A 1,814-nucleotide genomic window follows, 5' to 3' on the forward strand; every position below is an offset into this window, starting at 1 on the left:
GCAGTCGCGTCAATTGGTTAGAGGCTTGCCATACCCTGGCGGCCGGCGCGACCGGGGTAGGGCATTCGCAAAAACGCGGTTTTTTGGCTGATTTGCTCATGTCCAGGAGCACATCATATTATGTCCGATAATGCAACATTATCGGACATATAAAAGCGACGACAGGCGCGGCGCTTCGCGCCTGATTATTGGTGACAAAGCGCCGTCATCGGTTATGCTCGCCGGCATGGATTCGCTCGGTCCCGCTCTCCTTCCGCCCACCCCGTCGCGCCGCAAGCGCGCCGCTGTCGCGGCCTCGATAGCAGAAAAAACCCAGCTCTGTCAGCCGCTTCCATCTTGGCTCGGGGGCGCCGCGCCGGCCTTCGCCGCCGGTTCGGTCCTGCTCGCCGTCGACCGAATCGTTCGCGCCGATCCGGACTGGCTCTGGACTTTGCGCCTGCGTCAGGCTTTGCGGGCGGCGGCGGCCAGCGCCCGCCTGTTGCGCCATCGCGAAGACGAGGCGCGCTTACGCGACGCCCACCATCTGACAAGGCCCGGCGACGATCCAGGCCCAGCGGGAAAACTCTATCGCCTGTGGCGCGATTTTTCGACGCGGCCGGCGCGGCTCGCGGGCCCCAGCCTTGCGGCGCTCACTGAGGCGCTTGGCTTTCGCGCGACGGCGGGCGCTTTCGACGGCCTGACACTCGCGGCCGAACATCCCGAGCCGGTCGCGGCGGCGCTCGAGGCGGCGGACTCCTGCGTCGCGGCGTTGGACGCCGGAGCAGGGGAGGGCGACGCCCTCGCCGCCATGGCCGCCGACCTTGTCCTCGCTCGCCGCCTCGGTTGGGCCCGCCCGTTGTCCGTGATTGCGGCCGCCGGCGTCGGCCGCAGGGGAACTGTCGCCGAGCGCTACGCCAAAGTCTTGCGCGAGGCCATGGCCTGTCATGGCCAGGCGATCGAATTGGAGCGCCGCGCAGCCCGGCTGATCGCAGCCGCCGCGACATTGCGCGTCAAAGGCGCGGAGCGCGGCGTCGCGGCGCTGCTCGCCGACGATGTCGTCTCCGCCGGCGATCTCTGCCGCGCAGGCTCGGCGCAACTGGGCTCGGACCGCGCCGCCCGGCGTTTTCTTGAGCGGCTGGTCGAACTTGGCGCGTTGCGCGAAATGACGCAGCGTCCCACTTTCCGGCTTTACGGGCTTTAAACCATGCGGCCACCCGCGCAAGGCGACCTGCTGTTTGACCGCAACCTCGCCGACCTGCCGCCGGATCTGCGCTGGCGCGAATGGATGGGGCGCGTCGAGGCGGCGATTTTCGCATCAGTGGCGCCAGTGCCGCGCGAAATTTTGAGCCTGCTGGTCGGCGAAGACTGCTCCCTCGACGAGCTGATCGCCGACATCCAGCACGAACTGGCCGATCGCCCTTACGAATTGGCTTTTGTCGCCGGTGGTTGGCGCCATCGCACCAGGCCCCGGTTTGCCGACGCGATCCGCGCCGCCGGCGCGCCTGGGGCGGGCGGGGCGTCAGTCGAGGCCCTGACCCAGACCGAAAATCTGGTGGCGACCGCCATTGCCTATCTTCAGCCGGTCACCCGAAGAGAATTGTCGCAACTGACCGGCAAGGAGGTCAGCCGCGACATTTTCGCTCGCCTGAAGCGTCTGGGCCTGATTGGCGCCGGCCCGCGCGCGCCGGCGCCCGGCGCGCCGCTGACTTATGTGACGACCAAGCTGTTCCTCGAGGTTTTTGGGCTGGGAAGCTTGCGCGACCTGCCCGATATCGAGGCCCTCGAAGAGGCGGGCCTGCTGGAGCGCGGATCGGATCTGGAAGAAAAGCCTGCCA

At 67.8% G+C, this 1,814-nt stretch carries 2 protein-coding genes; both read left to right on the forward strand.

Annotation, left to right across the window (positions count from 1 at the left end):
* Positions 1 to 226: 226 nt before the first annotated feature.
* Positions 227 to 1,180, forward strand: coding sequence for a DUF1403 family protein (locus QZY01_RS04575; RefSeq protein ID WP_294533923.1), 954 nt, complete (start codon positions 227 to 229; stop codon positions 1,178 to 1,180).
* 3 nt (positions 1,181 to 1,183) lie between these two features.
* Positions 1,184 to 1,814, forward strand: a 631-nt coding sequence (locus tag QZY01_RS04580; RefSeq protein ID WP_294533926.1) for an SMC-Scp complex subunit ScpB, incomplete at its 3' end; no start/stop codon positions are given.

Source organism: uncultured Rhodoblastus sp. (assembly GCF_903903185.1).
Classification (GTDB): domain Bacteria; phylum Pseudomonadota; class Alphaproteobacteria; order Rhizobiales; family Beijerinckiaceae; genus Rhodoblastus.

Coding starts and splice junctions, on each gene's coding strand:
- QZY01_RS04575 (WP_294533923.1), top strand. CDS start 227: ATGGATTCGCTCGGTCCCGCTCTCCTTCCGCCCACCCCGTCGCGCCGC.